General features: G+C 71.5%; 22 protein-coding genes. 15 read left to right on the top strand and 7 right to left on the bottom strand.

Annotated features, from left to right (window positions below; translation table 11 throughout):
- Positions 1 to 372: 372 nt before the first annotated feature.
- From ADK57_RS30325 to ADK57_RS30280, 10 genes are all read left to right on the top strand, one after another.
- The gene (locus ADK57_RS30325) at positions 373 to 1137 is read left to right on the top strand and encodes an IclR family transcriptional regulator (protein WP_053752808.1); all 765 of its coding nucleotides are present in this window, start codon (positions 373 to 375) and stop codon (positions 1135 to 1137) included.
- Between the two features lie 368 nt (positions 1138 to 1505).
- On the top strand, positions 1506 to 2300 hold the full coding sequence (locus tag ADK57_RS30320) for an MIP/aquaporin family protein (RefSeq protein WP_053752807.1): 795 nt from the start codon (positions 1506 to 1508) through the stop codon (positions 2298 to 2300).
- A 78-nt stretch (positions 2301 to 2378) separates the two neighbouring features.
- Complete coding sequence (glpK, locus tag ADK57_RS30315; RefSeq protein ID WP_053752806.1) at positions 2379 to 3917, top strand: glycerol kinase GlpK; 1539 nt, start codon at positions 2379 to 2381, stop codon at positions 3915 to 3917.
- A gap of 8 nt (positions 3918 to 3925) precedes the next feature.
- Positions 3926 to 5542: a glycerol-3-phosphate dehydrogenase/oxidase gene (locus tag ADK57_RS30310; protein ID WP_053752805.1), complete on the top strand. Its 1617-nt coding sequence runs from the start codon at positions 3926 to 3928 to the stop codon at positions 5540 to 5542.
- A gap of 132 nt (positions 5543 to 5674) precedes the next feature.
- A complete protein-coding gene (locus ADK57_RS30305) occupies positions 5675 to 6241 on the top strand; it encodes an SMI1/KNR4 family protein (protein ID WP_053752804.1) in 567 nt (188 codons plus the stop codon).
- 165 nt (positions 6242 to 6406) lie between these two features.
- Positions 6407 to 6616 carry a hypothetical protein gene (locus ADK57_RS52610; RefSeq protein ID WP_053752803.1) on the top strand — a complete coding sequence of 70 codons (210 nt, stop codon included), beginning with the start codon at positions 6407 to 6409 and terminating at the stop codon, positions 6614 to 6616.
- On the top strand, positions 6613 to 7365 hold the full coding sequence (locus tag ADK57_RS30295) for a nucleoside phosphorylase (RefSeq protein ID WP_053752802.1): 753 nt from the start codon (positions 6613 to 6615) through the stop codon (positions 7363 to 7365). Before ADK57_RS52610 ends, ADK57_RS30295 begins: the two co-directional genes overlap by 4 nt.
- Positions 7362 to 8657, top strand: a complete 1296-nt coding sequence (locus ADK57_RS30290) for an amidohydrolase (protein ID WP_053752801.1) — start codon at positions 7362 to 7364, stop codon at positions 8655 to 8657. Before ADK57_RS30295 ends, ADK57_RS30290 begins: the two co-directional genes overlap by 4 nt.
- 67 nt (positions 8658 to 8724) lie before the next feature.
- Positions 8725 to 9396 (top strand): FadR/GntR family transcriptional regulator, encoded by a 672-nt coding sequence (locus ADK57_RS30285; RefSeq protein WP_053752800.1) that lies wholly within the window; start codon positions 8725 to 8727, stop codon positions 9394 to 9396.
- 142 nt (positions 9397 to 9538) lie between these two features.
- Positions 9539 to 10537: a PAC2 family protein gene (locus tag ADK57_RS30280; RefSeq protein WP_053752799.1), complete on the top strand. Its 999-nt coding sequence runs from the start codon at positions 9539 to 9541 to the stop codon at positions 10535 to 10537.
- A gap of 51 nt (positions 10538 to 10588) precedes the next feature.
- On the opposite strand, the gene ADK57_RS30275 is transcribed toward ADK57_RS30280, so the two are convergent.
- Entirely contained in the window at positions 10589 to 11524 is a 936-nt protein-coding gene (locus tag ADK57_RS30275; RefSeq protein WP_053752798.1) for an SMP-30/gluconolactonase/LRE family protein, read from the bottom strand.
- Positions 11525 to 11780: 256 nt separating this feature from the next.
- On the opposite strand from ADK57_RS30275, the gene ADK57_RS30270 reads away from it, so the two are divergent.
- Positions 11781 to 13511, top strand: coding sequence for a S8 family peptidase (locus tag ADK57_RS30270; protein WP_053752797.1), 1731 nt, complete (start codon positions 11781 to 11783; stop codon positions 13509 to 13511).
- Positions 13512 to 13547: 36 nt separating this feature from the next.
- Entirely contained in the window at positions 13548 to 14183 is a 636-nt protein-coding gene (locus ADK57_RS30265) for a hypothetical protein (RefSeq protein WP_053752796.1), read from the top strand.
- A 109-nt stretch (positions 14184 to 14292) separates the two neighbouring features.
- Here ADK57_RS30265 and mshC read toward each other — a convergent pair whose 3' ends face one another.
- The 4 genes from mshC to ADK57_RS30245 all read right to left on the bottom strand — a co-directional run bounded on the left by mshC (position 14293) and on the right by ADK57_RS30245 (position 17757).
- Positions 14293 to 15522, bottom strand: a complete 1230-nt coding sequence (gene mshC, locus ADK57_RS30260) for a cysteine--1-D-myo-inosityl 2-amino-2-deoxy-alpha-D-glucopyranoside ligase (protein ID WP_053752795.1) — start codon at positions 15520 to 15522, stop codon at positions 14293 to 14295.
- A 94-nt stretch (positions 15523 to 15616) separates the two neighbouring features.
- The gene (locus ADK57_RS30255; protein ID WP_053752794.1) at positions 15617 to 16447 is read right to left on the bottom strand and encodes an SCO1664 family protein; all 831 of its coding nucleotides are present in this window, start codon (positions 16445 to 16447) and stop codon (positions 15617 to 15619) included.
- Positions 16411 to 17001: a DUF3090 domain-containing protein gene (locus ADK57_RS30250; protein WP_053752793.1), complete on the bottom strand. Its 591-nt coding sequence runs from the start codon at positions 16999 to 17001 to the stop codon at positions 16411 to 16413. Before ADK57_RS30250 ends, ADK57_RS30255 begins: the two co-directional genes overlap by 37 nt.
- A 69-nt stretch (positions 17002 to 17070) precedes the next feature.
- A complete protein-coding gene (locus ADK57_RS30245) occupies positions 17071 to 17757 on the bottom strand; it encodes a histidine phosphatase family protein (protein WP_053752811.1) in 687 nt (228 codons plus the stop codon).
- Positions 17758 to 17819: 62 nt separating this feature from the next.
- Here ADK57_RS30245 and corA point away from each other — a divergent pair, with 62 nt between their 5' ends.
- Complete coding sequence (corA, locus tag ADK57_RS30240) at positions 17820 to 18815, top strand: magnesium/cobalt transporter CorA (RefSeq protein ID WP_053752792.1); 996 nt, start codon at positions 17820 to 17822, stop codon at positions 18813 to 18815.
- Between the two features lie 34 nt (positions 18816 to 18849).
- On the opposite strand, the gene ADK57_RS30235 is transcribed toward corA, so the two are convergent.
- Together ADK57_RS30235 and ADK57_RS30230 are read right to left on the bottom strand one after the other, a co-directional pair.
- Entirely contained in the window at positions 18850 to 19638 is a 789-nt protein-coding gene (locus tag ADK57_RS30235; RefSeq protein ID WP_053752791.1) for a ferritin-like domain-containing protein, read from the bottom strand.
- A 278-nt stretch (positions 19639 to 19916) separates the two neighbouring features.
- Positions 19917 to 20972 (bottom strand): LLM class F420-dependent oxidoreductase, encoded by a 1056-nt coding sequence (locus ADK57_RS30230; RefSeq protein ID WP_053752790.1) that lies wholly within the window; start codon positions 20970 to 20972, stop codon positions 19917 to 19919.
- 948 nt (positions 20973 to 21920) lie between these two features.
- Between ADK57_RS30230 and ADK57_RS30225 the strand changes: the two genes are divergently transcribed.
- Positions 21921 to 22904 (top strand): aldo/keto reductase, encoded by a 984-nt coding sequence (locus tag ADK57_RS30225; RefSeq protein ID WP_053752789.1) that lies wholly within the window; start codon positions 21921 to 21923, stop codon positions 22902 to 22904.
- Positions 22901 to 25099, top strand: a complete 2199-nt coding sequence (locus ADK57_RS30220; RefSeq protein ID WP_053752788.1) for a helix-hairpin-helix domain-containing protein — start codon at positions 22901 to 22903, stop codon at positions 25097 to 25099. Before ADK57_RS30225 ends, ADK57_RS30220 begins: the two co-directional genes overlap by 4 nt.
- The last annotated feature ends 47 nt before the right edge of the window (positions 25100 to 25146 follow it).

The following is a 25146-nucleotide window of genomic DNA, read 5'->3' as shown; positions in this document are numbered from 1 at the left end:
GACCACCACACGGGAGGAGAGCGCGTCTCGGAGTGCGGACACACGGGCCCGGCTGTCGGCGGAAGGGGTCGGCGGCACAGAGGCCATGAAAAGGGCTCCCTCGAAGTGCGACGGCTGTCGGCTTTGCGCCACCCGTGGCACTCTCCCCGGGGGCGCACGCCGCCAGGGTAACCGGGGCGGGCCCTGCTGGTCAGCAGCGTCCACGGGGCGGACGAGGATGGCGGCAAGGTCACTCACGGGATACGAGTGACGCAACAGTTTCGGACCGACCGTTAGCGGGAGGTCGGCATGGACCGGTAGTGTTCGACATTGCCGAACGGCGGCAGCGAGCGTCGCAGATCGGCGGTCGAAGGGGACGGAGGCAGTACGGCGATGGCACGGAACATCCAGTCGCTCGAACGGGCGGCCGCGATGCTGCGGCTCCTCGCGGGCGGCGAGCGGCGGCTCGGCCTCTCGGACATCGCCTCGTCACTGGGCCTCGCCAAAGGCACCGCACACGGCATCCTGCGCACCCTCCAGCAAGAGGGTTTCGTGGAGCAGGACGACGCCTCGGGCCGCTACCAGCTGGGCGCCGAGCTGCTGCGCCTGGGCACCACCTATCTGGACGTGCACGAGCTGCGGGCGCGCGCCCTGGTGTGGACGGACGACCTGGCCCGCTCCAGCGGGGAGAGCGTCCATCTGGGCGTGCTCCACCAGCATGGCGTGCTGATCGTGCACCACGTCTTCCGGCCGGACGACAGTCGGCAGGTACTGGAGATCGGGGCCATGCAGCCACTGCACTGCACGGCACTGGGCAAGGTCCTCTCGGCCTACGATCCGGTCGCGCACAGCGAGGCGCTGGAGAGCGACCGCAAGGCGTTCACGGACCGGACCGTCTGCGAACTGGACGCGTTCGAGCAGATCCTCGACATCACGCGCGCGCGTGGCTACGCGGCCGACGTCGAAGAGACCTGGGAGGGCGTCGCCTCCATCGCCGCACCCATCCACGACCGCCGGCGCATGCCCGTGGGCGCGGTCGGCATCACCGGCGCCGTGGAGCGGCTGTGCAGGGACGGTGAGCTGCGTCCCGAGCTGATCGCCGCGGTCCGGGACTGCGCCCGCGCGGTGTCACGGGACCTGGGCGCCGGGCGGTTCTGAGCGCCGTACCACTGAGGGCCGGGACGTCGAATCGACGTCCCGGCCCTCAGTCGTAACCTGACACAACGGCGCAAACCGGTTGATCGGCACACACCGTGCCCGTCTCGCAGCCGTCCGTATCGAACTCAAGATCGATAGCTCATGGCGATCAATAACGATCGTGTTTTCGACAACAGCACCCTTGACGTGCGTGTAACGCCGGAGCAAGACTCGCGTCCATCGGTCGGCATTGTCGAACACCTACCGGCAATAAGCGCTAGAGTGTGACAACGCCATGGGCCGGCATCGCCCTCACCCCCGAGGGCACGCGAACCACCGGAGGGACCCGGGGTTCCGCTTTCCCTGGACGAAGGACAAAGGAGTCGCGGGTGTCCAGCTCCGACATCTTCATCGGCGAGACCATCGGTACCGCCGTACTCATTCTGCTCGGCGGCGGCGTCTGCGCCGCCGTGACCCTGAAGGCCTCCAAGGCCCGCAACGCCGGCTGGCTCGCCATCGCCTTCGGGTGGGGTTTCGCCGTCTTGACGGCCGTGTACATCTCGGGCCCGCTGTCCGGTGCCCACCTCAACCCGGCCGTGACCCTGGCGCTCGCCATCAAGGACGGCGACTGGAGCGACGTCCCGGTCTACTGGGCCGGCCAGATCCTCGGTGCCATGATCGGCGCGGCACTGGTCTGGGTGGCGTACTACGGCCAGTTCCAAGCCCACCTCACCGACCGGGAGATCGTCGGCGGACCCGGCGCCCAGGCCACCACGGCCAAGGCCGTCGAAGCCCAGGAGAAGGGCGCGGGCCCCGTCCTCGGCATCTTCTCCACCGGCCCCGAGATCCGGAACGCGGTGCAGAACCTCGCCACGGAGATCATCGGCACCGTGGTGCTGCTGCTCGCCGTCCTCACCCAGGGCCTCAACGCCGAGGGCAACGGCCTCGGCGCCCTGGGCGGCCTGGTCACCGCGCTCGTCGTCGTGTCGATCGGTCTGTCCCTCGGCGGCCCGACCGGCTACGCGATCAACCCGGCCCGTGACCTCGGTCCGCGTATCGTGCACGCCCTCCTGCCCCTTCCCAACAAGGGTGGCTCCGACTGGGGCTACGCCTGGATTCCGGTGGTCGGTCCGTTGATCGGCGGCGCCATCGCTGCAGGCATCTACAACGTCGCATTTGCTTAAGAGCGTCGGGCTCCCACCGAGCCTCTCAGCGCGCGCCGTACGTACAGCCCCTTAACCACGGACTTCCAGGAGCACACAGTGACCGACGCCCACACCGCCGGCCCGTTCATCGCCGCGATCGACCAGGGCACCACCTCCAGCCGCTGCATCGTCTTCGACCGGGACGGCCGTATCGTCTCCGTCGACCAGAAGGAGCACGAGCAGATCTTCCCGAAGCCGGGCTGGGTCGAGCACAACGCCACCGAGATCTGGACCAACGTCCAGGAGGTCGTCGCCTCCGCCATCGAGAAGGCCGGCATCACGCGCGACGACATCAAGGCCATCGGCATCACCAACCAGCGCGAGACCACCCTCCTCTGGGACAAGAACACCGGTGAGCCCGTCCACAACGCCATCGTCTGGCAGGACACCCGCACCGACGCCCTGTGCCGGGAGCTCGGCCGCAACGTCGGCCAGGACCGCTTCCGCCGCGAGACCGGTCTACCGCTGGCCTCGTACTTCGCAGGGCCCAAGGCCCGCTGGCTGCTCGACAACGTCGAGGGCCTGCGTGAGCGCGCCGAGGCCGGCGACATCCTCTTCGGCACCATGGACAGCTGGGTCATCTGGAACCTGACCGGTGGTGTCGACGGCGGCAGGCACGTCACCGACGTCACCAACGCCTCCCGCACCATGCTGATGAACCTGCACACGCTGGAGTGGGACCCGAAGATCGCCGAGTCCATCGGCGTCCCGCTGGCGATGCTGCCCGAGATCCGGTCCTCCGCCGAGGTCTACGGCGAGATCACCGGCGGCAAGCTGGGCGACCTGCTCGGCGGCATCCCGGTCGCCTCCGCGCTCGGCGACCAGCAGGCGGCCCTGTTCGGCCAGACCTGTTTCGCCGAGGGCGAGGCCAAGTCGACGTACGGCACCGGCACGTTCATGCTGATGAACACCGGCGACAAGATCATCAACTCGTACTCCGGCCTGCTGACGACGGTCGGCTACCGCATCGGCGACGAGACGCCGGTCTACGCGCTCGAGGGCTCGATCGCGGTCACCGGTTCGCTGGTGCAGTGGATGCGCGACCAGATGGGCCTGATCAGCACGGCCGCCGAGATCGAGACGCTCGCGCTGTCGGTCGAGGACAACGGCGGCGCGTACTTCGTGCCGGCCTTCTCCGGTCTGTTCGCCCCGTACTGGCGCCCGGACGCCCGCGGTGTGATCGCCGGTCTCACCCGGTACGTCACCAAGGCGCACATCGCGCGCGCCGTTCTGGAGGCCACCGCCTGGCAGACCCGTGAGATCAGCGACGCCATGACCAAGGACTCCGGCGTCGAGCTCGCGGCACTCAAGGTCGACGGCGGCATGACCTCCAACAACCTGCTGATGCAGACGCTCTCGGACTTCCTGGACGCGCCCGTGGTGCGCCCGATGGTCGCCGAGACCACCTGCCTCGGCGCCGCCTATGCCGCCGGTCTCGCCGTCGGCTTCTGGACCAGCACCGACGACCTGCGCGCCAACTGGCGCCGGGCCGCCGAGTGGACCCCCCGCATGGACGCGGACACCCGCGACCGTGAGTACAAGAGCTGGCTCAAGGCCGTCGAGCGGACCATGGGCTGGCTCGAGGACGAGGAGTAAGAACCCGAATGACCAGTCAGTCCACCCTGCAGTCCGTGCCTGCCCTCGGTACGCGCCCGGCATCCGGCTCGAACCCGAGCCGCGCCGAGACCCGGGAGCAGCTCGCCAAGGCGTCGTACGACCTTCTCGTGATCGGCGGCGGCATCCTGGGCATCTCCACCGCCTGGCACGCCGCGCAGTCCGGCCTCAGGGTGGCTCTGGTCGACTCCGGCGACTTCGCCGGCGCCACCTCCTCCGCCTCCTCCAAGCTGCTCCACGGCGGTCTGCGCTACCTGCAGACCGGCGCGGTGAAGCTGGTGGCGGAGAACCACTTCGAGCGCCGTGCGGTCTCCCGCCAGGTGGCCCCCCACCTGGCGAACCCGCTCACGTTCTACCTCCCCGTGTACAAGGGCGGGCCGCACGGCGCGGCGAAGCTCGGGGCGGGCGTGTTCGCCTACTCCGCGCTGTCGGCTTTCGGTGACGGAGTGGGCCACCTGCTCGGCCCCTCGAAGGCCGCGCGGGACGTGCCCGAGCTGCGCACCGAGAACCTCAAGGCCGTGGCCGTGTACGGCGACGACCAGATGAACGACGCCCGCATGGCGCTGATGACGGTCCGCGCGGCCGTCGAGGCGGGCGCGGTCGTCCTCAACCACGCCGAGGTCACCGGCCTGCGCTTCACCAAGGGCCGGGTGACGGGCGCGGAACTGCGCGACCGTCAGTCCGGTGACGAGTTCGGGGTCAGCGCCCGGCTGGTGCTGAACGCGACCGGCCCGTGGGTCGACCACCTGCGCAGGATGGAGGACCCGAACGCGGCTCCGTCCATCCGCCTCTCCAAGGGCGCGCACCTGGTCCTGAAGCGCACCTCCCCCTGGAAGGCCGCTCTCGCCACCCCCATCGACAAGTACCGCATCACCTTCGCCCTCCCCTGGGAGGACATGCTGCTGCTCGGTACGACCGACGAGGAGTTCGAGGGCGACCCGGCGGACGTCGCGGTCACGGAGAAGGACACGGCCCAGATACTCGACGAGGCCGCGTTCTCCATCCGCGACCAGCAGCTCGACCGTGACCTCATCACGTACGCCTTCGCGGGTCTGCGTGTGCTGCCGGGCGGGCCCGGCGACACGGCGAAGGCCAAGCGCGAGACGGTCGTGACCGAGGGCAAGGGCGGCATGCTGTCCGTCGCCGGCGGCAAGTGGACGACGTTCCGCCACATCGGCCGTACGGTCATGCAGAAGCTGGAGGCGCTGCCGGGCCACCCGCTCGGCGACGACTTCGAGCCGATCTCCTCGCTGCCGAAGAAGCTGCCGCTGCCGGGTGTCGCCAACCCGCGCGCGGTCGCCCACCGTCTGCTGGTCGACCACCCGGCGCCGGGCCCGCGCATGGCCGCCGACACGGCCAGGCACCTGGCCACGCACTACGGTTCGCTGGCCTTCGACATCGCCCGGATGGCCAACGACGACCCGGAGCTCGCCCAGCGTGTCCACCCGGACGCGCCGGAGATCTGGGCGCAGGTCGTCTACGCCCGTGACAACGAGTGGGCCGAGACGACGGACGACGTGCTGCGCCGCCGTACGACGCTGACGATCCGGGGCCTCGCCACCGACGACATCCGCGCGAAGGTGCAGGACCTGCTCGACAAGAAGTAGACCCGAGCCGGTCCCTCCCCGACCGGGTCCGGCACCAGCGAGAGGGGCGGCTCCACGCCGACGGAGTCGCCCCTCTCGTGTGCCCGGTTGTCCCTCGGTCCGGCTGTCAGTGCCGGGTGCTTTCATGAGCGCATGAACACCGATCAGGCCAGTCCCGAGGATCTCACCGCACTGCGGGCGGCGTTCGCCGTGGACGACGGCGGCGAATCGGCGCTCGGCTGGGAGGCGGTTCACGCCTTCGAGACGGAGCACGGGGTGGTGCTGCCCGAGCCGTATCGGACGTTCGTGGCGGAGATGACCGACGGATCGTTCCAGGGGCCGCCGGAGTTCGGGCTCGTGGGGCTGGCGGAGTTGCCCGACGACTGGGAGGACGAAGGGCGGGACCGCGATCCGGCCGAGCCGTTCCCCCTCACGGAAGCGTGGTTGTGGGAGGACGACGACAGACCGCAGGAGGAGATCGAGCCGCTGCTGGAGCGGGTCCGCGACCACGGTTCGATCGTGCTGGGGACCGACGGGTGCGCCATGTACTGGCATCTCGTCGTCACCGGCCCGCATCGGGGGCACATCTGGACCATCACCGATGTCGGCGCTGCTCCCTTCGGCGCCGAGTTCGGATACACGACGGCCGAACCCGGGTTCGCCGGCTGGGTCGGACACTGGGCGGCCGGCAAGCCCTGGTTCGATGCCGAGTCGGCGTGAGTGGAGTAGCCAGGCCCTTGATGGTCAGGCCGGTCGTGATGATGCCGATCAGCACCGCGGCCGAGGGCCGTGCCCCGGACGTTCGGACGCCCGTCGTCATCGTGTTCCCGGCGGCCCGACTGCGCTCCCCCAGCCGGTTGTTCGACCCTGTGCGAACGCGCGGGTGTGTTCAACATCGGCCTCGAAGGCATGATGCTGATGGGGTGCTTCACCGCCGTGGCGACGAGCTGGTTCACCGGCGGCCCCTGGCTGGGCGTCCTGGCGGCGGGCCCGCAGGCGACCGACGCCTCGCCGTACGTCGTCACCCTCGGCGCCCTCTTCCTCACGACGGCCCGCCGCCGTCGCCGTACCCCTCCTTCCGGAGCCGCCTCATGACGCAGGACCTGCTGCCCATCACCCGCATCCCCCGCACCGGTCTCCCGGCGCACGCGGTCGTCGTCGGTGACCCGGCGCGCGCGGCGGCCGTCGCCGCGCTCCTCGACGGCGCCCAGGAGGTCTCGTACCACCGCGAATACCGTGTGTTCAGCGGCAGTTGGAAGGGCCTGCCGGTCGTCGTGGCCTCGCACGGGGTGGGCGGTCCGGGCGCGATCCTGCTGTTCCAGGAGCTGGCGGAGGCCGGGGTGCGCACGCTCATCCGGTTCGGTACGGCGGGCGCGATCAAGCCCGGCATCGGGGACGGCGACCTGGTCATCGCGGAGGCGGCCGTACGGGACGACGGGGTCACGCAGCAGCTGCTGCCGCCGGAGTACCCGGCCGTCTCCTCGCCCGAAGCCGTCCTCGCGCTCCAGCGCGCGGCCCGCGAGGCGGGGGCGCCGCACCACCGGGGGATCGTGTGGACGCGGGCGGCCTTCCGGCCGGGGCTCATTCCGCTGTTCTCCTACGCCGGTGCGGGGCTCGCGGCCATCGAGATGGAGCTGTCGGCGCTGCTGGTGACCGCCTCGCTGCGCGGGCTCGTCGCGGGCGGTGTGCTCGTCGTCGACGGGGCGAACGCCGACGAGCTCGTCGACGAGGAGGCCACCGGCGGGTACAACCCGCACCGGGCGGTCGTCGCGGCGGGCGTCGAGAAGGGCGCGGTCGTCTCGCTGGAGGCGCTGCGGCTGCTGGCGGAGGAGTACCAGGCGTGAACGTCGATCTGTTGGTGCACGGCGGTGATGTCCTGACGGTCGACGACGCCGGAACCGTCGTACGGGACGGGGCGGTTGCCGTCCATGAGGGCGAAATCCTCGCCGTCGGACCGGCCGAGGAGCTGAAAGCGCGGTTCACAGCCGCGGAGTCCCTTGACGCCGCGGGCTGTCTCGTCCTGCCCGGGCTCGTCAACACGCACACCCACCTGGCGATGACCCTGCTGCGGGGCCGTGCCGACGACGTCACCCTCCAGGGCTTCCTGGAGCGGGTGCTCCGGTGGGAGGCCGAACTGCTGACGCCGAAGAACGTGGCGGCGGCGGTACGGCTGGCCGTGGCCGAAAGCGTTCGGGCCGGGGTGACCTCGGCACTCGACATGTACTGGTTCCACGAGGCGGCCGAGCAGGCGGCCCGCGAGTCGGGCTGGCGGCTGCACACCGGCCCCACCTTCATGGACGTGCCCGAGCCGCCCGACGGCATCGTCTACGCCGACCGGCAGGCGTGGGCCCGCCGGGATCTTCAGGCCCGGGGCGGCGCACGCCCCGGCACCCGCCCGATCCTCTTCGCGCACTCCACCTACACCCTCTCCCCCGGCCAGCTCACCGACATCGCCGCCCTGGCCCGGGAGTTCGGGGCGCTGCTGCACATCCACGCGGCGGAGAACTCGACGGAGGTCGCCGCCGTCGAGGTGCGGTACGGCAGGCGTCCGGTCGAGCTGCTCGACTCGCTCGGGCTCCTCGGACCCGACCTGCTGCTCGCGCACGCCGTGGAACTGACCGGATCCGAGATAGCGGCTCTGGCCCGGACCGGCACGTCGGTCGCGCACTGTCCGGTGTCCAACCTGAAGCTGGGCTGCGGCATCGCGCCGGTGCCTCGGCTGCTGAGCGCCGGGGTGACCGTCGGGCTCGGCACGGACGGCGCCGTCAGTTCCAACACGCTGGACCTGCTGGGGGCGGTGCGACAGGCGGCGCTGGTTCACAAGGCCGATGGCGACCCGAGCGCGGTCGGCGCCGAGGAGGCCGTACGCATGGCGACGATCGAGGGTGCGCGGGCGCTGGGGCTGGGGGAGCACCTGGGCTCGCTGGAGGCGGGCAAGCGGGCGGACCTGGTCGTCCTCGACCTGAACGCGCCGCATCTGCGTCCGCTGCACGACCCCTGGTCCACGCTCGCGTACGCCGCGCACTCCACGGACGTGCGGGACACGGTCGTCGACGGGCGGGTGCTGATGCGGGACCGGGCGCTGACGACGCTCGACGAGGCGGCGGTGATCGCCGATCTGGAGGCACTCGTCTGAACAGGACGCATAATGTGCTGAGACATCCGATGTCTTGCACGTCAGTGGGGCGCAAGGGAGGCCGGTCATGGCAGTCACCGACGAGGCGATCGAGAAGATCAAGGGCATGATCGTCTCCGGCGCGCTGCGCCCCGGGGACCGGCTCCCCAAGGAGAGCGAACTCGCCTCCGAGCTGGGATTGTCCCGGAACTCCCTGCGGGAGGCGGTGCGCGCCCTGTCGCTGATCCGGATCCTGGACGTACGGCAGGGCGACGGCACGTACGTCACCAGCCTCGACCCGCAGCTCCTTCTGGAGGCGCTGAGCTTCGTCGTCGACTTCCACCGCGACGACACGGTGCTGGAGTTCCTGGCCGTACGCCGCATCCTGGAGCCGGCCGCGACAGCGATGGCGGCCCTCAGGATCAGCGAGCAGCAACTGGACGCGCTCTCCGCCCAGTTGGACAAGCTCGGTGACAGCCCGTCGGTGGAGGAGCTCGTCGCCTGCGACCTGGACTTCCACCGGGGCATCGTGCAGAGTTCCGGGAACTCCGTGCTGTGTTCCCTGCTGGACGGCCTGTCCGGGCCCACCACCCGGGCCCGCGTCTGGCGCGGGCTGACCCAGGAGGACGCCATCACCGGCACCCTGCGCGAACACCGGGCGATCCTGGCCGCGCTGCGCGACCGGGACGCGGAGGCGGCCCGTTCCTGGGCGACCGTGCACATCGCGAGCGTCGAGCAGTGGCTGCGGTCCACCCTGTGATGACCACCGGAAGCGGGGTGTCCGGGGGTGACGATCGGGGCAGTGATCCGTTCACTCCCCCGTGCAAGGGGGCTGCGGGCGCCCCCGCCGCACGCCGTAAGGTTGGGTCGTTAAGCGAGGGCACGTCGGAAGGAGGCGCTGGGTGATCGAGCTGGAGGGAGTTCCCGAGCTGATCGACCCAGTCATGGTGGCCGCGTTCGAGGGCTGGAACGATGCCGGCGACGCCGCCTCCACCGCGGTGGCACATCTGGACCGGGAGTGGAAGGGCGAGGTGTTCGCGGCGCTGGACGCCGAGGACTACTACGACTTCCAGGTGAACCGCCCCACGGTGTGGCTGGACGGCGGCGTACGCAAGATCACCTGGCCCACGACCCGTCTCTCGGTCGTCCGGGTCGGCGGCGAGAAGCCACGCGATCTCGTACTCGTCCGAGGTATCGAACCGTCGATGCGATGGCGCTCGTTCTGCAACGAGATTCTCGGCTTCGCCCACGAGCTGGGCGTGGAACTGGTGGTGATCCTGGGCGCCCTGCTCGGTGACACACCGCACACCCGTCCGGTGCCGGTGAGCGGTGTCACGTCCGACGCGGACCTGGCCCGGCGGATGGATCTGGAGGAGACCAAGTACGAGGGCCCCACGGGCATCGTCGGCATTCTCCAGGAGGCGTGCACGCACGCGGGCGTACCGGCCGTGTCGCTGTGGGCGGCCGTCCCGCACTACGTCTCGCAGCCGCCGAACCCGAAGGCGACGCTGGCCCTCCTCAACCGCCTGGAGGACCTCATCGACGTACGCATCCCGCTGGGCGAGCTGCCCGAGGACGCGCGCGCCTGGCAGGTGGGCGTGGACCAGCTGGCCGCCGAGGACAGCGAGGTCGCCGAGTACGTCCAGACGCTGGAGGAGGCCCGGGACACCGCGGAGCTGCCGGAGGCGTCGGGCGACGCGATCGCCCGCGAGTTCGAGCGGTATCTGCGGCGCCGGGACGGGTCGGGACCCGGCGGCTCCGGCGGGCACGCCACGGCGGACGGCAGCGACGGCCCGCCGTCGACCTCGTATCTGCGGGACAACCCGGGCGGCGGTCGCACGAAACCGCCGAAACCGCCGAAACCGGGGGCGGACGACGAGGACTCGTCATCGGAGGAGTGAACCGGTGAGGGCGGTGCGCCGGCAGGCGCACCGCCCTTCTGCGTCCGACGCTCAGACCTGGTGCACCACCACCGCGTCGTACTCGGTCTCCGGTGTCGGCTCCACGTCGAAGCGCGCGTTCGGCAGGTACAGCCGCTTGCCCCACGCGGCCACCGTCGTCGGGATGCGGAAGCGCGGGTCGGTGATGCGGGCGATCGCGGTGCCCCTGGTGCCGGCGTCGTTCAGCCGGAACACGTCGATCGCGTTCTGCTGCTGCTGGACGGCGTAGAGGATCCGGCCGAGCAGCAGCAGGCCGTCCCCGTTGGGCAGCTTCGCCGTGCCGAGGTCCACGGTGCGGGCGGCCCCGGTGCGTGGGTCGACCCGCATGAGGCCGCCGCCGTTCGCGAAGGCGTTGACCACGAGCAGGGCGCTGCCGTCGGGCGTGCGCTCGATGCCGTTGGCGGTGAAGTCCGGACCCTGCTCCCAGTCACCGGTCAGCGGCAGGGCGTCCACGGCGCCTCGGGCCAGCCGGTACAGCTGCGGCTTGAAGGAGTCGGTGAACCAGGCGGCGCCCGGAGTGAGGATCACGTCGTTCACGAAGGTGCCGCCGGTGGCGTGCACCTGCTCGATCTCGCCCGTGCGGGCGTCGGCCGTGCGGATCTCACCGCTGTCGCCGCCGGCCAGGAACAGCGTGCCGTGGCGGTCGATCTTCAGGCCCACGGTGGGGTGTCCGGTGCCCAGGCCCTTGCTGATGACGGTGCCCCGGCCGGTGGCGAGGCTCGCCCGGTGGATGTCGCCGTTGGCGAGGGAGCCGAAGTATCCGAAGGGCTTCGCGCCGATCGTGATGCCCTCGGGCTGGAAGCCGTCGGGCAGCGGGAACTGTGCGGGCCACGCGCTGTGCCGGGATTCGGCCGCGTGCGCGGTGCCCGGGAGCAGGGCCGCGCCGGAGAGGGCGGCGGCCGTGGTGAGGAGTCTTCGACGTGCGAAGGAACGGTCTGTGGGTGCCACTGTGCGTCCTTCTGCAAAGGGGCCGGCCCGCGGCCGGCCGTGCGGTCAACAGGCGCTCCCACCCCATCACATGACCGTCACCTCCGCAGGCTATGGCCGGTTTGTGACGTGACATCTGTTTCAGGACGGATTGCACACGCTACCCAATTCAACTTGTTTCAAACCGAGTTGGCGGACACGGGGGTGGACGGACCGCCCTGGGAGTGCTTGGTTGGGGCCCGAAGGCGCACCCGCACGGAGAAGGGAGCGGTACCCCATGACCGAGCAGGTACAGCCGCCGCAGAGCCCCGGAGCGTCCGGGCCGGGGCCCGACGGATCGGGATTCACCTATCGAGGAGCCGAGCAGGAACTGGTCGTCGTCGCACGTCCCGAGGCCAGGCTGCGCGCCGGGGCCGAGGGCGTCCGCTCGGCGGCGGGCGCCGACGTGTCGGCCCTCAACATGTTCCTCAGCGACGAACAGCTCACCCTGGAACCGCTGTTCGGCAGCGAGGAGCGGCTCCAGCAGTCCGCCGCCGCGGGCCCGGAGGACGTGCCCGACCTGGCGCTCTTCTACCGGGTGCGCGGCGGCCAGAACCGCGCCCAGGAGCTGCGGGCACGGATCGCCGCACTGCCGGGCGTCGACACGGCGTACGTGAAGCCGCGCGCCGTACCGGCCTCCCTCGGGCAGATCGGGGAGGACACCCGGCGGCTGAAGGAGGGGGCGCCGGTCACCCCCGACTTCACCGGCCGTCAGGGCTATCTGCGCCCCGCACCCGAGGGCATCGACGCCTACTGGGCCTGGCAGCGGCCCGGCGGCACCGGCCAGGGTGTGACGGTGATCGACGTCGAAGGCGCCTGGCAGCTGGGCCACGAGGACCTGGCCGCCAAGCTCGCCGGCGTGGTCGTCGGCACCCCGCTGACCGACCTCGCCTGGCGCAACCACGGCACCGCCGTGATCGGCGTGATCGGCGGCGACCGGGGCGAGCACGGGGTCACCGGCATCGTGCCGGACGCGGTGACCGCCGCGGCGTCCTTCCAGGACATCGGCACCGCGGCCGCGATCCACGCGGCGGCCGACCGGCTCGCCCCCGGCGACATCGTGCTGGTCGAACTCCACCGCCCCGGACCGCGGTTCGACTTCGAGGAGCGCGACGACCAGCGCGGTTACATCCCGCTGGAGTGGTGGCCGGACGACTTCGCGGCCGTCCGGTACGCCACCGCCAAGGGCGTCCTCGTGGTGGCGGCCGCCGGCAACGGCGGCGAGTCACTCGACGACGGCGTGTACGAGCGCCGCCCGGACGAGTTCCCCCAGGGATGGCGCGGACCGTTCAACCCGTCCAACCAGTCCTCCGGCGCCGTCCTGGTCGGAGCGGGCGCCCCGCCGCCCGGCACGCACGGCCGCGACTACGGCCCGGACCGGTCCCGCCTCGCGTTCTCCAACTACGGCGCCCGCGTGGACGCGCAGGGCTGGGGCCGCGAGGTCACGACCACCGGCGGCTCCTGGGACAGGCCCGGCGACCTGCAGGGCGGGCCGGAGGAGATCGCCTGGTACACGGACACGTTCTCCGGGACCTCCTCCGCCTCCCCGGTGGTGGTCGGCGCGCTGGCCGCGCTGCAGGGCATGCTCAAGGCAACCGGCCGGCCGCCGATGTCCCCCGAACGCGCCCGCTCGGTGCTGCGGGCCACCGGCTCCCCGCAGCAGGACGCGACGGACCGGCCCGCCTCCCAGCGGATCGGCAACCGGCCCGACATCAAGGCGGCGGTCACCCGGCTGCTGCCCGAGGCGGTCGGCTCGGGCCGGGCCGAACGGTACTGGGACGAACTGCTGCCGTACCCGCACGAACTCCCGCCCCGTCTCCGGCTGTTCGTGGCCGGCGGCTGGCGCAACCTCAACCACCCGTCCCCCGAGGTCCGCCAGGCGGTACACGCCGCCTTCGCGGGGGGACGGCCCGACGTCCGTGTCTGGTTCTCGGACGACGAGATCGTCGGCCTCGTGATCGCAGGCTGACGGTTCCTCATCCCACCCATGGAAGGTGGTACTCGCATGAGCATCAACCCGCAGATGAGTCAGCAGGGACAGCAAGGCCAGCAAGGCCAACAGGGACAGCAGCAAGGGCAGTTCCCCAGCACGTCGCCCTACCAGCAGCAGAACCAGCCGTTCGGCCAGCAGGGCTTCGGCGGCCAGCAGGGCCAGGGACAAGGCCGGCAACAGCAGCAGCCGTTCGGCATGGGCGGCGGCTCGCTGGAGCAGCTCCAGCAGCTCAGCCAGCAGCAGCCGTTCCAGCAACTGCTGCAGCAGCTGGCTCAGACGCAGTTCGGCCAGCAGCAGTCCGGTCAGGGACAGCACCAGGACCAGCAGGCGCAGCAGGCCGAGCAGCAGGTGCAGCAGCAGTTGCAGCAGCTCGCGCAGGCCGTGGTCCAACAGGTGATCCAGCAGGTCCAGACGCAGTCCCTGGCCTCCGGCATGGCCGACGGGTTCATCGACATCGTGCACCCGCTGCAGGGCCAGCCCCGCCAGGTCTTCCTGCGCATCAACAACCAGTTCCGGGTCCTCAACAACCCGACGCAGCAGATCCACCAGCAGATCCAGGAGGCCTTCGCCTTCGGCCACCAGGTGATCGGCGTCTGGGACATCCAGTCGCCGAACGTCCTGCGGAGCGTACGGATCCAGCGGATCTGACCCGCTCCTGAAGAGACCCACCCCGGAAAGACGGGAGGGGCGCTTCCCCCGCGGGGAGGAAGCGCCCCTCTCTCGTGTCCGTCAGGACCACAACGTGGCCCCGTCAGGACTACAACGCCACGCCCAGCAGTGCGTCCGCCGCACGGGACACCACGCCCGGGGCGCCTTCGTCCGTACCGCCCCGCTCGTTCTGGAGCGCCACCCACCGGTCCACGGCGGCCAGCGCGGCCGGCGCGTCCAGGTCGGCGGCGAGGGCCTCGCGGACCTCCTCGACGAGCGTCTCGGCGGGCGGGCCGTCGGGCCGGGAGACGGCGGCACGCCACCGGCCGAGCCGGTCGAGGGCGTCCTGGAGGACCTGGTCGGTCCACTCCCAGTCGGCCCGGTAGTGATGGGCGAGGAGCGCGAGCCGGATGGCGGCGGGGTCGACGCCGTCACGCCTGAGCTGCGAGACGAAGACCAGGTTCCCCTTCGACTTGGACATCTTCTCGCCGTGCAGGGCCACCATGCCGGCGTGGACGTACGCCTTGGCCATGGGGAACTCGCCGGTCAGCACCTGGGCGTGCGAGGCGCCCATCTCGTGGTGCGGGAAGGCGAGGTCGGAACCGCCGCCCTGGACGTCGAAGCCCATGCCGAGGTGGTCGAGGGCGATGGCGACGCACTCGATGTGCCAGCCGGGCCGGCCGCGCCCGAGCGAACCGCCGTCCCAGCTGGGCTCGCCCTCGCGGGCGGCCATCCACAGCATCGGGTCGAGGGGGTTCTTCTTGCCGGGCCGGTCGGGGTCGCCGCCGCGCTCGGCGGAGAGCAGCCGCATGGCGGCGGCGTCCAGGTTGGACACCTTGCCGAAGTTCGGGTCGGACTCGACGGAGAAGTAGACGTCCCCTTCGAGTTCGTACGCGGCACCCGCGTCCCGCAGGCGTTCGACGAGCGGCACGATGCCGGGTATCGCCTCGACCGCGCCTATGTAGTGCTGCGGGGGCAGCATCCGCAGGGCGGTCATGTCCTCGCGGAAGAGGGCCGTCTCCTTCTCGGCGAGGGCGGCCCAGTCGAGGCCGTCGCGCTCGGCCCGCTCAAGCAGCGGATCGTCCACGTCGGTGACGTTCTGGACGTAGTGAACCTGCCGCTTGGTGTCGAGCCACACGCGCTGCACGAGGTCGAACGCGTTGTAGGTCGCCGCGTGACCCAGGTGGGTCGCGTCGTACGGCGTGATGCCGCAGACGTAGATACGGGCGACGGGACCGGGGTCGAGGGAGACCAAGCCGCCGGTCGCGGTGTCGTGGATCCTCAGGTCGCGGCCCTGACCAGGCAGGGCGGGGACCTCGGAAGCGGGCCAGGCATGCATGTCATGAGCCTAACCGGACGGATGTTCCGTATACGAACCGGACCGGGCCGGATGGCCGGTAAGGCGTTCTTGCGCGATACCGGCCATTGTGCGATTACACGGGCGGCCAGGGAATGGCCGGCCACTCCCCGCTCGGTTCCGGATGTCTCCCGGCCGTCAACAGCGCGTCCACCCGCGCGCGCGTGGCGTCGAGTTCCACGGCGGTGATCAGGCGGGCCAGCGTGCCGGCGAGGGTCCCGCCCTCCCCCAGCGCCTCCTTGAGGCCCTTGAGCACGTCGACCGCCTCCCCCGTCAGCGGTTCCCCCGCCCACCCCCACAGGAGCGTGCGCAGCTTGTTCTCCGCGTTGAAGGTGACCCCGTGGTCGATGGCGTACAGCCGGTGTTCGGCGGCGGGCAGGAGGTGGCCGCCCTTGCGGTCCGCGTTGTTGATCACGGCGTCGAGTACGGCGAGCCGGCGCAGCCGCTCGTCGTCGGCGTGCACGAGCAGCGCGGTCCGCCCCTCCCCGACCTCGGCGAGACCGATCGCCTTCCAGCCGGGCTCCGGCTCCTCCGCGTCGACGAGCGCAAGCAGTTCGCTTTCGGGCGTCGTCTCGATCCACAGCTGGCACATGCCCTCGCCGTACGGCCCGTCCCGCAGCACGGTGTGCGGGACGAGGCCCCAGCCGGTCGCCTCGGAGACCTCGTACGCGGCGACCTCACGCTGGGCGAGGGTCCCGTCGGGGAAGTCCCACAGGGGCCGCTCCCCGGCGACCGGCTTGTAGATGCAGGCGGCCTCCCGCCCCTCGTGGGTGACCGTGCAGTACAGCGCCGCGTTGGACGCCTCGCGGATGCGACCGCGCACGGCCAGCTCGCCCTCGGCGAGGAGTTCGGCAGACGTCGCCCCGGTCGTCACGCTCCGCGGCGGTATCCGTTCTGGCGCGGACATACGTGTCCTTCCGGGTCGAGCGGGAGGCTGCACAGCGGGCACGGCGGCCGTCCGGCGTTGACGACGTCCAGGGCACGCTTGGCGAAGGCTCTCGCCTGTGCGCCGGTGAGCCGGACCCGCAGCATCGGTGGGCCGTTCTCCTCGTCCTGGAGGAGACGCTCCTCGGCCTCGGCGAGGTCCTCCTCGGACTCGGCGTCGAGCTCGACGAGGGCCTGCGCCTCGACGATCATGCGCTGCTCCTCGCCGTCCCAGGCGAGGGCCATGGTGCCGACCCGGAACTCCTCCTCGACGGGGGTGTCCAGGGGCTCCGTGTCGGCGACCTCGGTGGGCGCCACGGCCGGGACGGCGGCGCCGCCGCCACTACGGCGTACGACCTCGTCCAGCAGCTCGTCCATACGCTCGGCGAGAGCCGCGACCTGGGTCTTCTCCAGGGCCACGCTGGTCACCCGGGGGCCGGCCGTGGCTTGGAGGAAGAACGTACGGCGTCCGGGCAGTCCGACCGTGCCGGCCACGAACCGGTCCGGGGGGTCGTAGAGGAACACCTGACGGGACACGTCCTGTCTCCATGGGAATCGTGAGTACGTGGTCGTGACTGAACCGCTTCACCCTACTGCGCCCGACGATCACGGTGCGCCCGCACCACCCCCGACGGTGGCGTCGTCGGCCGGGGGCTCCTCGCGCGGCACCAGCGACGTGAAATCGCCGGTGTCGCCGAGGCGGACGAGAAACGGCCTCAGACGGGTGTAACGGATCGCTGTGATGGAACACGGTTCAACGGAAATCCTCTGGAAGAGGTCGAGATGAAGTCCGAGTGCGTCCGCCACCAGAGACTTGATGATGTCGCCGTGGGAGCACATGAGGTACACGGCGTCGGCGCCGTGGTCGCGCTCCACGCGAGCGTTCCACTCGCGCACCGCCTCGGCGGCGCGCGTCTGCATCGCCCGCATCGACTCGCCGCCGGGAAACGCGGCCGCCGAGGGGTGCGCCTGCACGACCTCCATCAGCGGCTCGTCCTTGAGCTCGGCGAGCTTGCGGCCGGACCAGTCGCCGTAGTGGCACTCCCCGATCCGCTCGTCGGAGTGTGCGGTGAGGCCGGGCCGGGCGTCGAGCAGCGGCCGGAGCGTCTCCTGGCAGCGCTGCAGCGGACTGCTGACGACCTCCGAGATCGGCAGCTCGGCGAGCCGCCCGGGCAGCGCGGCGGCCTGCGCGGCCCCACGCTCGTCGAGGGCGACACCGGGAGTCCACCCGGCGAGCAGTCCCTCGGTGTTGGCGGTGGAACGTCCGTGCCGGACCAGGATCAACGTGGGCATGCGGCCCAGCGTAGGCGCACGCCGGAGTGCGCCGGCCGGCAGGAGACGGGAGAACACGCTCCGTGATCGTCGACTGTGCCATCTACCGTGACGGACACCGGACCGAGGGCCCCGAAGACCTCTCCGACGCGCTCGCCGAGGCCCGGGCGGCGCACGGGTTCGTCTGGATCGGGCTGCACGAGCCGTCCGAGAAGGAGTTCGACCATGTCACCCAGGAGTTCGGCCTGCACCCGCTGGCGGTCGAGGACGCCCTGAAGGCCCACCAGCGGCCCAAACTGGAGGTCTACGACGACTCTCTGTTCGTGGTCCTCAAGCCGGTCGTGTACGAGCCGAAGAGCGACGCCGTCTCCACCGGCGAGGTCATGCTCTTCCTCGGCGACTCGTTCGTGGTGACCGTCCGCCACGGCGAGGGCTCCCCGCTGGGCGCCGTACGGCACCGGATGGAGCAGGAGCCCGAGCTGCTCGGCAAGGGGCCCACCGCCGTGCTGTACGCCGTCGCCGACGCCGTCGTCGACCACTACGTGGACGTGGCGACCGAGTTGCAGACCGACCTGGAGGAGTTGGAGGCGGACGTGTTCTCGCCGGACGGCGGCGGCTCGCGCCACACCGCGTCCCGGATCTACACCTTCAAACGCCAGATCCTGGAGTTCCGCCGGGCGACCGGCCCGCTCGCGCTGCCGGTGAACCGCCTCGCGGGCGTGGGGCAGTTCGGCGCGGCGGTGCCCTTCGTGAACGACAAGGCGCGGCCCTTCTTCCGTGACGTCAACGACCACCTCACGCGCGTGAACGAGTCCGTGGAGGGCCTGGACCGACTGGTCTCGGACGTCCTCTCCGCGCATCTGGCGCAGATGAGCGTCCGGCAGAACGACGACATGCGGAAGATCTCCGCGTGGGCCGCCATGGCCGCGATCCCCACGATGATCGCGGGGATCTACGGTATGAACTTCGACCACATGCCGGAGCTGCGCTGGGTGTGGGCGTATCCGGCGGTGATCGTGGTGATGGCCGTGCTGGAGGTGCTGCTGTACCGGCTGTTCAAGAACCGGGGGTGGATGTAGGAGTGGATGCAGAGACCGGGTCCGGTCTTCGGGTTCAGGCGAACTCCGGGGCCGTGGTCGCGCTGCCGCCCAGAGCATCCCGGCGTTCCGGCATCTTCAGGGACACCATCCGGCGCCAGCCCGCCAGGCGCTCGTACGCGTACACCGCGTGGATGCCGGCCGCCAGCACCGCCGACTTCGCCCTCGGCCACTCCAGGATGCGGCCCATGTGGGCCATGACGGCGAGGCTGACGTCCCGGTAGATCCGGATCTCCGCCAGCGCGCACTCGCGCAGGGTCCGCTGAATCGCGCGGCCGTGTCCGGTGTACGCGAATCGCAGCAGTTCCTCGTGGCAGTAGGCGAGGTGGTTGTCCTCGTCGTCGGAGATCATCCTGACCGCGCGGCCGATGTCGGGATGGTCGGCGAAGTGCTTGCGCAGCAGTTCCATCTGCTCGGAGGCGCGCTGCTCGGTGACCCGGCTGTGGGCGAGGTAGGTGACGATGTCCTGCACGGTCAGCGGCTCGTCGCTCTTCAGCTTCTCGTGGGCGAGTCCGATGCCGTGCTTCTCCAGGAGCATCGTGTAGTCGGTCTCCGGCGGGACGGGGACGGGTTCGAGACCGCGCTTCTTCATGAGAGCGTTGAAGATCCGCCCGTGCTTGTCCTCGTCCGCTCCATGCCGGGTGATCTTGGGGGCCAGTCCGCGCTCGCTCAAGGGGACGAGCGCGGCGATGCGGGCGTTCTCCCAGCCGCCCTGGGACTCCCCGCTGGCCGCGATGGAGCAGAACAGGCGGAAGGACTCGTCGTTGTCGAGGATCTCTTCGAACAGACTCTTGGCCGAAAGCATCGTGGCACCTCTCTGCAGGGCTCCGCAGGATTCCGCAAAGACCGAGTCAAATGCGGCGAGAGGGGTGCTGCAACAGCTGTGTCGGACAACTCCGCCAAAAGGAGGACCCACGGGGTCGCTTCGGGGGCGTAACCGCGCGGGCCCGGGCGCGTTGTTCTGCGTGACGGCCGTGGCGGGGAAGACCCCCGAGCCCCCACCACGGCCGCTGAAACCTCCGGTGGTTGAACGGTGCGTTGTGCGGGCCCGGATCGTGCGGGCCCGGCACGTGCACCCCCGGCTCAGGCGAGCCCGGCGCGCTCCAGGGCCTGCGTGCCGGCCCGGAGCGAGGCGAGCCGCTCGTCGAGCGTGAAGCCCGCGGGGGCGAGGCTCAGGGTGGTGACTCCGGCGGCCGCGTACTCCTTCATCCGGTCCGCGATCCGGTCGACCGAGCCCAGCAGGGTCGTCTTGTCGATCAGGTCGTGCGGTACGGCGGCGGCCGCGCCCTGCTTGTCGCCGGACAGGTACTTGTCCTGGATCTCGGCGGCCTCCTTCTCGTACCCCATGCGGCGGGCGAGCTGGTTGTAGAAGTTCTGCTTGCTGCTGCCCATGCCGCCGACGTACAGCGCGGTGTACGGGCGGAAGGCGTCGGCGAGCGCGGCCACGTCCTTGTCGTCGCCGACGGCGAGCGGGAGCGTCGGGCAGACGTCGAACCCGTCGAGGGTCTTGCCGGCCTTCTCGCGCCCGGCGCGCAGATACTTGATCGTGGTCTCCTCGAGGTGCTCGGCGGAGGGGAAGATCAGCAGGGCGCCGTCCGCGATCTCGCCGGTCTGCTCGAGGTTCTTCGGGCCGATGGCGGCGATGTACAGCGGGATGTGCTCGCGCTCCGGGTGCACGGTGAGCTTGATGGGCTTGCCGGGGCCGCCGGGGAGGGGCAGGGTCCAGTGCTCGCCCTCGAAGGAGAGGCGTTCGCGGGTCATCGCCTTCCGGACGATCTCGACGTACTCGCGGGTGCGGGAGAGCGGCTTGTCGAACTTGACGCCGTACCAGCCCTCGGAGACCTGCGGGCCGGAGACGCCGAGGCCGAGGCGGAAGCGGCCGCCGGACAGCGAGTCGAGGGTGGCGGCGGTCATCGCGGTCATCGCCGGCTGGCGGGCCGGGATCTGGAAGATGGCCGAGCCCACATCGATGCGTTCGGTCTGGGCGGCGACCCAGGTGAGCACGGTGGCCGCGTCGGAGCCGTAGGCCTCGGCGGCCCAGCAGACGGCGTATCCGAGCCGGTCGGCCTCCTGTGCGACGGCCAGATTGTCCGCGTCCATGCCGGCACCCCAGTAGCCGAGGTTGATCCCGAGCTGCATGCCGAATCCCCTTACCGATCAGTAACGTCCCTTGTTCGAAGACCTTAGCGTGCGGGTGCCTGCGGCGGCCTGTGCGGGTTGAGTGGGGGTGCGCGTAGCGCCTTCGGTTGTGGTGGGGTCGGGGCCGTGTCGGGGGGTGTCCGTCCTCGGAACGGCGCGGAATCGGTTTCTTGCGGGGGCGAACGCGTTGACGCGCCAACCGCTGCGGGCGGACACCCCCCGACACGTCCCCTTCCCGCCGTACGCGGGTGCGGGAGCGTACGCCGTCCCGGTGCCGCCTCGCCGCGGTGCGGGTGCGAGTGCGAGTGCGGGAGCGTACGCCGTCCCGGTACGGCCTCGCCGCGGTGCGGGTGCGGGAGCGTACGCCGTCCCGGTGCCGCCTCGCCGCGGCGCGGGTGCGGGAGCGTACGCCGTCCCGGTGCCGCCTCGCCGCGGCGCGGGTGCGGGAGCGTACGCCGTCCCGGTACGGCCTCGCCGCGGTGCGGGTGCGCGCACCTTGCGGCGCCGGTTGCGGGCGGGCACGGGCCACCTCTCGGCCGACCGAGACGGGTCGTGGGCAGAAGCCATCCGCAGCCCCCACCCACCCACTGGGGCGCAGCCCCCAAGGCGAGGCCCACCTCCCGACCGACCGAGACGAGTGGTGGGTTGATGCCGTCACCAACCCGCACCCACCCACAGGGGTGTAGCCCCGGGCGAGGGCCATCTCCTGGCCCGTGGAGTCGGGTGGCGGGTAGAGGCCATCCGTAGCCCCCACCCACCCGTTGGGGGCGCAGCCCCCAGGGTGAGGTCCGCCTCTCGGCCGAGCGAGTCGGGTGGTGGGTGGGCATAGGTCGGGGGTCTGGGGGCGGAGCCCCCGGCAGATGGCCGGGGCAATGCCGGTGTCGTCGGCGGAAACTGGTTATCCACAGGCCCCCACGCGACAGGTTCTGGCCAGTAATCTCGGCGTTCATGGAGCAGAGGCATCTCGGCCGCACCGGCCTGCGTGTGTCACGGATCGGGCTCGGCACTCTCACTTGGGGCCGGGACACCGACGAGCATGATGCCGCGGACCTCTTGAAGACGTTCTGGGAAGCGGGTGGGAGCCTCGTCGACACGGCGGACGTGTACGGCGACGGGGAGGCCGAGTATCTGCTCGGACGTCTCATAGAAGGCCTCGTGCCGCGCCGAGACCTGGTCATCTCGACCAAGGCGGGCAGCGTGCCGGATCCCGACCGCCGGTTCGACGGCTCGCGCGGGCATCTGCTCTCCGCGTTGGACGCCTCGCTGGCCCGGCTCGGCACGGACTATGTCGACGTGTGGCACATCCACGCCTTCGACCCGGACACCCCGCTGGACGAGACCCTCCAGGCGCTCGACCTGGCGGTCAGCAGCGGGCGAGCCCGGTATGCCGGGGTCTCCAACTTCTGTGGCTGGCAGCTCGCCAAGGCCGCGACCTGGCAGATCGCCGCGCCGGGCACGCGCACCCGGCTGGCGAGCACGCAGCTCGAGTACTCGCTGCTCCAGCGCGGCGTCGAGCGGGAGGTGCTGCCGGCCGCCCTGGACCTGGGGATCGGCATGCTTCCCTCGTCGCCGCTCGGGCGCGGTGTGCTGACCGGCAAGTACCGGCACTCGACGCCGTCCGACTCGCGGGGCGCCTCGGAGCATCTGGCACCGTTCGTCGCGCCGTACCTCGACGACACGGCGACCCGCATCGTGGATGCCGTGACGACGGCGGCTGACGGGCTCGCGGTGACCCCGCTCCAGGTGGCCCTCGCCTGGGTGCGCGACCGGCCGGGCGTGGCCGCGCCGATCGTCGGCGCGCGCAACGCGCAGCAGCTCACGGCGGCATTGTCAGTGGAGGCCCTTAGTCTTCCTGACGAGATCTGCCGGGCGCTCGACGACGTGTCGGCGCCCGTGCACCGCTATCCCGATCACGACTGGAGCACGCTGTGAGCACGGAGCCGGAGCCCACTGGGGACGCAGAGGACGCCGAGCCGGGGACGCCGGGCATCGCGGACGCCGGCATCGCGGACGCCGGTGCCGCAGAGGGCGGTGACGCAGAGGGCGGTGACGCCTCCGAGAGCCCGGCCGGCGAGGGCGACGCCGAAGACGCGAAGAAGCTGTCCGAGGCCGAGGCCGAGCTGGCCGCGCAGCGGCTGGAGCGGGAGCGGATCGAGAGGCGGAAGGCGGAGAAGCAGGCGCCCATCGCCGCCGGGACCAAGCTCAGCGGGAAGGCCGCCGACCTTCTCGCCGCTGTACGTGCGGTGGAGAGCGGGGAGAAGCCCGTGGCCGCCGCATTCAGCGAGCCCGAACCCGCACCGCGTCGCACCGCGCCGGAGCCGAGGCCGCAGCCGGTGTCGGCGTCCCCGGTGGCCCCGGCGCCTGAGACCGTCGAGTCCGTGGCGCGGGTGCTGACCGGGGGCGGGGCACCGGACGTGCTGGCGCCGCAGGTCGTCGCGGCTCTCGGTGAGGGAGCCGACGAGCAATTGCGGGCGGATCCCTGGCAGTTGTTGCGCGTCGCGGGCGTGCGGCCGGAACAGGCCGACGGGTTCGCGCGGGCACTGCTCGGCGCGGAGTGCGGGCCGGACGACGAGCGGCGCGGCCGGGCGGTCACCGTCTGGCTGCTGGAGCAGGCCGCCCTCGCCGGGCACACCGCCCTGGAGATGCCGGCACTCACCGCCGCGCTGGCCCAGCGGGGCGTGCCGGATGCCGACGCGGCCGTCCAGAGCACCCTTGCCGAGGGCGATGCCCTGGTCTTCCAGGACGCCCTGGAAGGGCCGGGGGTGCCGGAGCGGCGGGAGCGGGGCGACGAGGAGGAGGGTGACGGGGAGGACGAGGAGCGCCCGGTGCGTGTCCTCGTCGGTCTGGAGCGGTACGCGCTCGCCGAGGAGAGCCTCGCCGACGGCCTGGCCCGGCTGATCAACTCGGTGCCGAAGGAGGACCGTTCGGCCGCGGACTGGGAGCAGGCAGCCGCCACGGCCGAGGGCTCCGCCGCCGAGCTGATCCGGGCGGTCGCGGGCCATGGCCTGGTCCTCCACACGGGTGGTGAGGCCTCCCTGGCCGAACCGGCCGCGCTGATGGGCGCCGCCCGCGGGCTGGGGCTGCGTGCCTGGGCTGCCGCCCACGGCCCGGTCGGCCGCGACCGCTTCGGGGCGCAGGTCGGCCGTACCGGCGTTCCGGAAACCGGTGAGGCCGCTGTCGCCACTGTCGCCGGGCTCCTGTCCGGTGCCGAAGGGCCCGGTCGGGATGCCGACGGGGCGCTGGACCTCGACCTGCTCGTGGTGCTCGACGCGCCTCAGCTGGACGTCGAGACGGCGGCGCTGCTCGCCGAGTCGTTGTCGGACGGCGCCCGGCTGGTGCTGGCCGGGGACCCGGCGGTCCTGTGGTCCGTCGGTCCCGGGCGGGTGTTCGCGGATCTGCTGGCCGCGCGGATCTGCCCGCAGGTCGCCTCCCGGCGCCCGGACCCGGGCCCGCTGGGCGAGCTGGTCTCCGGTATCGGCATCGGCGAGCTCAACCAGGTCGAGGCCCCCGGCAAGGAGGTCGTGATCGTCCCGGTGCGGGACGCGGGCGAGGCCGTGCACCGGACCGTGCAGCTCGTCGCGGACTCGGTTCCCAGGGCGATCGGGGTTCCCGCCGAGGAGACGCAGGTGATCACGCCGGGGCACGGTGGTGCGGTCGGCACGCGGGTGTTGAACGCCGCCCTCAAGGAGCGGCTCAACCCCGGACCCGGCCGTTTCGGCGGCTTCGACCCCGGCGACCGGATCGCCTACTCCCCCGCACCGGGCCGTACGCTGCCGGGCCGCGTGGTCAAGGCCGACACCGACGGGCTGCACCTGTCGTGCGCCGGCGAGGCCGTCGTCGTACCGCAGGAGCGGGTGGAGCAGTCCGTGCGGCACGGGTGGGCGCTGACCGCGCACCAGGCGGTGGGCTCCCGGTGGCCCGCGGTGGTCGTGGTGCTGCCCGGCGACGCCGTGCAGGCGCTCAGCCGGCCCTGGGTGTACACGGCGTTCGGCCGGGCGGACCGCCATCTGTCCGTGATCCACGGCGTGGACCAGGCGCTCGCCCGTGCCGTGGCCGAGATCCCGGCGAAACCCCGCACGACCCGCCTGCCCGCACTGCTCGCTCCGCAGGTCCCGACGGCCGGCTGACAGGGCGGCCCCGCAGCACGAGAACGGCGGCGGTCCCGGAGGGCCGA

The organism is Streptomyces sp. MMG1533 (genome assembly GCF_001279775.1).
Lineage (GTDB): Bacteria > Actinomycetota > Actinomycetes > Streptomycetales > Streptomycetaceae > Streptomyces.
The sequence above is the reverse complement of the archived record's forward strand: the minus strand, read 5'-3'. Positions and strand labels throughout refer to the sequence as shown.

Excerpts from the sequence above, each read along its gene's own strand:
- ADK57_RS30270 (WP_053752797.1), top strand. The coding sequence starts at position 11,781 with ATGACCGAGCAGGTACAGCCGCCGCAGAGCCCCGGAGCGTCCGGGCCG.
- ADK57_RS30325 (WP_053752808.1), top strand. The coding sequence starts at position 373 with ATGGCACGGAACATCCAGTCGCTCGAACGGGCGGCCGCGATGCTGCGG.
- ADK57_RS30305 (WP_053752804.1), top strand. The coding sequence starts at position 5,675 with ATGAACACCGATCAGGCCAGTCCCGAGGATCTCACCGCACTGCGGGCG.
- mshC (WP_053752795.1), bottom strand. The coding sequence starts at position 15,522 with ATGCATGCCTGGCCCGCTTCCGAGGTCCCCGCCCTGCCTGGTCAGGGC.
- ADK57_RS30225 (WP_053752789.1), top strand. The coding sequence starts at position 21,921 with ATGGAGCAGAGGCATCTCGGCCGCACCGGCCTGCGTGTGTCACGGATC.
- ADK57_RS30295 (WP_053752802.1), top strand. The coding sequence starts at position 6,613 with ATGACGCAGGACCTGCTGCCCATCACCCGCATCCCCCGCACCGGTCTC.
- ADK57_RS30255 (WP_053752794.1), bottom strand. The coding sequence starts at position 16,447 with ATGTCCGCGCCAGAACGGATACCGCCGCGGAGCGTGACGACCGGGGCG.
- ADK57_RS30230 (WP_053752790.1), bottom strand. The coding sequence starts at position 20,972 with ATGCAGCTCGGGATCAACCTCGGCTACTGGGGTGCCGGCATGGACGCG.
- ADK57_RS30235 (WP_053752791.1), bottom strand. The coding sequence starts at position 19,638 with ATGCTTTCGGCCAAGAGTCTGTTCGAAGAGATCCTCGACAACGACGAG.
- ADK57_RS30285 (WP_053752800.1), top strand. The coding sequence starts at position 8,725 with ATGGCAGTCACCGACGAGGCGATCGAGAAGATCAAGGGCATGATCGTC.
- ADK57_RS30265 (WP_053752796.1), top strand. The coding sequence starts at position 13,548 with ATGAGCATCAACCCGCAGATGAGTCAGCAGGGACAGCAAGGCCAGCAA.
- ADK57_RS30310 (WP_053752805.1), top strand. The coding sequence starts at position 3,926 with ATGACCAGTCAGTCCACCCTGCAGTCCGTGCCTGCCCTCGGTACGCGC.
- ADK57_RS30245 (WP_053752811.1), bottom strand. The coding sequence starts at position 17,757 with ATGCCCACGTTGATCCTGGTCCGGCACGGACGTTCCACCGCCAACACC.